General features: G+C 74.3%; 4 protein-coding genes. 2 read left to right on the forward strand and 2 right to left on the reverse strand.

Translation table 11 applies throughout. The features are described from left to right. Both B0W88_RS29830 and B0W88_RS29835 read left to right on the forward strand, forming a co-directional pair. Positions 1-618 (forward strand): HlyD family efflux transporter periplasmic adaptor subunit (locus B0W88_RS29830; RefSeq protein WP_144007068.1); only part of this gene is annotated, 618 nt, incomplete at its 5' end. Next, positions 615-2,033 (forward strand): efflux transporter outer membrane subunit, encoded by a 1,419-nt coding sequence (locus B0W88_RS29835; RefSeq protein ID WP_077038150.1) that lies wholly within the window; start codon positions 615-617, stop codon positions 2,031-2,033. The genes B0W88_RS29830 and B0W88_RS29835, both read left to right, overlap by 4 nt. On the opposite strand, the gene B0W88_RS29840 is transcribed toward B0W88_RS29835, so the two are convergent. Then, a complete protein-coding gene (locus B0W88_RS29840; protein ID WP_077038151.1) occupies positions 2,005-3,042 on the reverse strand; it encodes an asparaginase in 1,038 nt (345 codons plus the stop codon). The genes B0W88_RS29835 and B0W88_RS29840 overlap by 29 nt on opposite strands. Then, on the reverse strand, positions 3,039-4,730 hold a 1,692-nt coding region (locus B0W88_RS29845; protein WP_077038152.1), incomplete at its 5' end, for a diguanylate cyclase. The genes B0W88_RS29845 and B0W88_RS29840, both read right to left, overlap by 4 nt.

Raw genomic sequence — 4,730 nt, forward strand, 5'->3', positions numbered from 1 at the left:
CTGCTGGCCCAGGCCCGCCGCGAGGCCGCGCGCAACACCGGCCTGGCCGGCCTGGTGGCGCAGGAGGGCATCGAGCAGGGCGAGCTGAAGGTGCGCCAGGGCGAGGCCGCGGTGGCGCTGGCCGAGGCCGCCCGCCAGGCCGCGCAGGCGGCGGAGGCTGCGGCCGCGACGGCCGTGCGCCTGGCCGAGCTGAACCTGGACCGCACGACGGTGCGCAGCCCGGTCGACGGCTACCTGAACGACCGCGTGCCCCATGCCGGCGACTATGTGGCGACCGGGCGCCCGGTGCTGGCGGTGGTCGATGCCGGGTCAGTGCACGTAGACGGTTACTTCGAGGAAACCAAGCTGGACCGGCTGCACCCCGGCCTGGCGGTCAGCATCAAGCTGATGGGCCAGACCCGCCTGCTGCACGGCCACCTGCAGAGCCTGGCCGCCGGTATCGAGGACCGCGACCGCACCAGCGGCAGCAACCTGCTGCCCAATGTGAACCCCAGCTTCAACTGGGTGCGGCTGGCGCAGCGGGTGCCGGTGCGCATCGCGCTGGACGATTGGCCGGCCGGCGAACGCCCGACCATCGGCCGCACGGCCACCGTGTCGGTGCTGGAGGAGAAGCGATGAACGGCACCGCGCTGCGCCTGCTGGCGCTGGCCGGCGCCGCCGCGCTGCTGGCGGCCTGCACGACGGTGGGCCCCGACTACCGCGTGCCCGAGCATGCTGCGGTCAACCGTGCCGGCGGCGGCTTCCAGCAGGCGACGACGAGCGCCGCCGTCAGCCTCGACCCGCTGCCCCCGCAGTGGTGGCGGCTGTACCGCAGCGAGGAACTGGACCGGCTCGTCGGCGAGGCGCTGGCCGCCAACGATTCGCTGCGCGTAGCCGAGGCCCACCTGCGGCGCGCCAACGCGCAGGCGGCGATGGTCGAGGGCGAGCGCGATCCGCACGTCGGCGCCGTGGCCGCGGTGAAGCGGGCGCGCGAGTCCGGCGAGTCCTTCCTGATCGAGGAACAGTTGCCCGTCGCCAACGAGGGCGAGCTGGCGCTGCAGGTGTCGTGGCAGCTGGACCTGTGGGGCCAGTTGAAGCGGGGCGAGGAAGCCGCCGCGGCCGATGTGCAGGCGGTCGAGGCGGCGCGCGATGTGGCGCGGGTCAGCGTCGTGGCGCAGACGGTGCAGGCCTGGCTGCAGGTCTGCCAGGCCCAGGCACAGCAGCGGGTGGCCGAGCGCGGCCTGGCCGTGCAGCAGCGCACGCTGGACCTCGCGCAACGCCTGGCCGAAGCCGGCCGCGGCACCAGCAGCGAGGTGCTGCGCGCCGAAGGGCTGGTGGACATGCAGCGGGCCGGCCTGCCGCGCTGGCAGGCCGAGCGCGAGGCGGGCCTGTACCGGCTGGCCGCGCTGCTGGGCCGCACGCCGCAGGAGTTCGATGCCGGCGCCATCACCTGCGCCACCCCGCCGGAGCTGACGAAGCCGCTGCCGGTCGGCGACGGCACCGCGCTGCTCAAGCGCCGCCCCGACGTGCGCCAGGCCGAGCGCCAGGCAGCGGCGGCCAGCGCCCGCATCGGCGTGGCGACCGCGCTGCTGTATCCGAGCATCCAGTTCGGCGCCTCGGCCGGCGTGGTCGGCATCGCCGAGCACCTGGGCCAGCCGGCCACGCAGACCTGGGGCTTCGGGCCGCTGATCCACTGGCGCATCCCGGACGCCGGCGCGCGTGCCCGCGTCAAGATGGCCGAGGCCGACGAGCAGGCCGCGCTGGCGCACTTCGACGGCGTGGTGCTCAACGCGCTGGCCGAGACCGAGACCGCGCTGAGCCGCTACCGCCACGATCTCGAACGCCGCGCCTCGCAGCGCGCGGCCCGCGATGCCGCCGCGGCACTTGCCGCTGAACAGAAGCGTTATGTCGAAGCCGGCCGCCGGCCCTATGCGAGCAGCCTCGATGCGCAGCGGACGCTGACGAGTGCCGAGGCCACGCTGGCTGCTGCCGATGCCGAGATCGCGCAGGACCAGCTGCGCCTGTTCATGACGCTGGGCGGCGGCTGGGAATGACGGCCCGCACGGCGCCGACCTCGATGCCGTTCCAGTTCCGCAACTGCATCGCGCTGTAGCCGGCCAGCAGCTCCGCCTGCGCCGCGTCGACAGCCAGCAGCTGCCCGATCACCGCGGCCATCGCCGCCTCGGCCGCGCGCACGCCGCCGTCGTCGATCTTCAGCGCCACGCCCAGGCCCAGTTCCGGCAGCGCGGCGCAGTACACGCCCTCGGCTCCGACCTTGCAGCAGACCCGCTCGCCGAAGGCCTCCATCACCCGCGTGTCGAAGCGATCGGTGCCGGCCACGAAGAAGGGCGCCGCCGCGATCGCGCGGCGCAGGCGCTGCGCTGCCGCCGCGTTGCCGGGCGACAGGCCCTTGCCGGTGCCGGCGCGGGCGAAGCCCAGGGCCAGCGCGCGCAGCGGGATGCCGTAGGTCGGGATCGAGCAGCCGTCGGTGCCGCGCGGCGCGCGGTCCAGGTCCGTGCCGGTGGCCGCGGCCAGCGCGGCGCCGACCTCGCGCATCACCGGATGATCCGCGCCCACATAGCCGCGTGCGAAGGCTGCGGGCTCCACGCCCTGTGCCAGCGCCATCTGGCATGCCACGCAGACGAAGCCCGCATGCTTGCCCGAGCAGTTGTTGTGCAGCGGCGTGGCCGCCTCGCCGCGCGTGAACATGCCGCGCAGCACCGGCTCGCGACTGGGCCACTGCGTGCCGCATTCGAGCGCGCCCGCGTCCAGCCCGGCCTTGGCCAGCATGGCCGCCGAGGTGGCCACGTGTTCGGGCTCGCCGCTGTGCGAGGCGCAGGCGATGGCCAGCTCGGCATCGCCCAGCGCGAGGCGCTCGGCCGCGCCGCTGGCCACCAGCGGCAGCGCCTGCAGCAGCTTGACGGCCGAGCGCGGGAACACCGGCTGCTCGACGTCGCCCAGCGCCGTGTGCAGCGCGCCGCCCGCGTCGACGATGGCCAGCGCGCCGCTGTGGCGCGATTCGACGGTGCTGCCGCGCAGCACCTCTACCAAGACTGGGTTCATAGGTCCTCGATCTGTACCTGGTTGCGCCCGCCGCGCTTGGCGACATAGAGGGCGGCATCGGCCCGCTCCAGCAGCGAGCGGGCCTCTTCGGTCGGGGTGTCGCCGGCCAGGCCGACGCTGATGCGCACCGCCAGGCCCGGCGCGATCGCGGCCCAGTCGTGCGCGGCCACTGCCTCGCGCAGGCGCTCGCAGATGGCGCCGGCCTGGGCCAGCGGCGTGCCGACCATCACGACCAGGAACTCCTCGCCGCCCATCCGCGCCACCAGGTCGGCGCCACGCATGCGCTTGCGCAGCAGCGCCGCGATCTGGTGCAGCACCGCGTCGCCGACGCCGTGGCCGAAACCGTCGTTGACCTGCTTGAAATGGTCCACGTCCAGCATCGCCATGCAGATCGGCGCGCCGCCCTGGCGGGCACCCTCGACCAGCAGCGGCAGCGCGTACTCGGCATGGCGGCGGTTGTGCAGGCCGGTCAGCACGTCCTCGTGGGCGGCGCGGTCCAGCGCCATCGCCTGGGCGCGCAGGTGCTGCTGCTCGCTCTCCAGGTGGCGGGCGCGCTCGCGTTCGCGCTGCGCGTCCAGCAGCGCGATCTCGGCGCGTGCGTGGGCCTGGTCCACTTCCTGGCGGATCTGCACCACCTCGTTCTGCAGGGTCTGGGTGTCGCGGGCGATCTGGCGCTCCAGCTCCACATGCTGCTCCAGGTAGCCGAGCGCCTCGCGGTACTGGCCGCAGGCCTTGTGCGCCTCGTACAGCGCATGGATCAGGATGCGGCGCAGCTTGGGCGGCAGGCCGCCGTCGTACTCGCGCACCAGCAGTTCGTGCAGGCGGGCGACGGCCTCCTCGAAGCGGCCGTGCTGCATGCGCACGAGCGCCCGCTGCGCCGCCGCCTGCAGCTCCAGCGACAGATAGCCGTTGCGCTGCGACAGCGACTCGAACTCCGCCAGCAGCGGCTCGGCCTGCTCGAAGCGGCCGGCGTGCAGCATCGCCTCCACCAGGTTGGACACCGCCACCGCGACCTGGAAGGGGCTGCCCGATTCGCGCGCCACCAGCGTGGCCTGCTCGGACAGGGCCAGCGCCTGCTCGATCGCCTCGCTCATGTCGGGCGCGGGCGCGGCGGGCATCAGGCCGGCCGCGGCGCGGCGCATCTCGCGCACCCGGTTGATCCAGCAGTAGGCGAGGTTGTTCAGGCAGGAGAAGGACAGCTCGTGCGCGCCCGGCAGGCCCTTGGCGATGGCCAGCGCCTGGGCGCTGGTGTCGCAGGCCTGGCGCTGGTTGTCCAGGCTCGAATAGGCCACGCCGACGCGGTTCAGCGCCCAGGCCTCGCTGATCGCGTTGCCGGCGGCGCGGGCGGCGGCCAGCGCGCGCAGGCTCCATTCCAGCGCGTCGCGGCCCATCAGGAACTGGGCATAGCTGTAGGCCAGGGCGCTCATCGCGTCGGCCTTGATCGCCTCGTCCACGCCGTGGGTCTCGCAGATCGCCAGCGCCTCGCTGGCGCAGCGCACGCTCGCGTGCAGCTTGCCCAGGCGCGGGTAGTGGTGGGCCAGCAGGGCCAGCGCGCGGGCGCGGGGCTCCGCGGCGGCGATGCGCGTCAGCGCGTCCTGCAAGAGCTCGGTGGCGCCGATGTAGTCGCCGTCGGTGGCCAGCCGCCGGGCGGTGGCCAGAAACTCGTCGGCGGAAGAGAGGGGGAGGGG

Source organism: Pelomonas sp. KK5 (assembly GCF_001984095.1).
In the GTDB taxonomy this organism is placed as follows: Bacteria; Pseudomonadota; Gammaproteobacteria; order Burkholderiales; family Burkholderiaceae_C; genus KK5.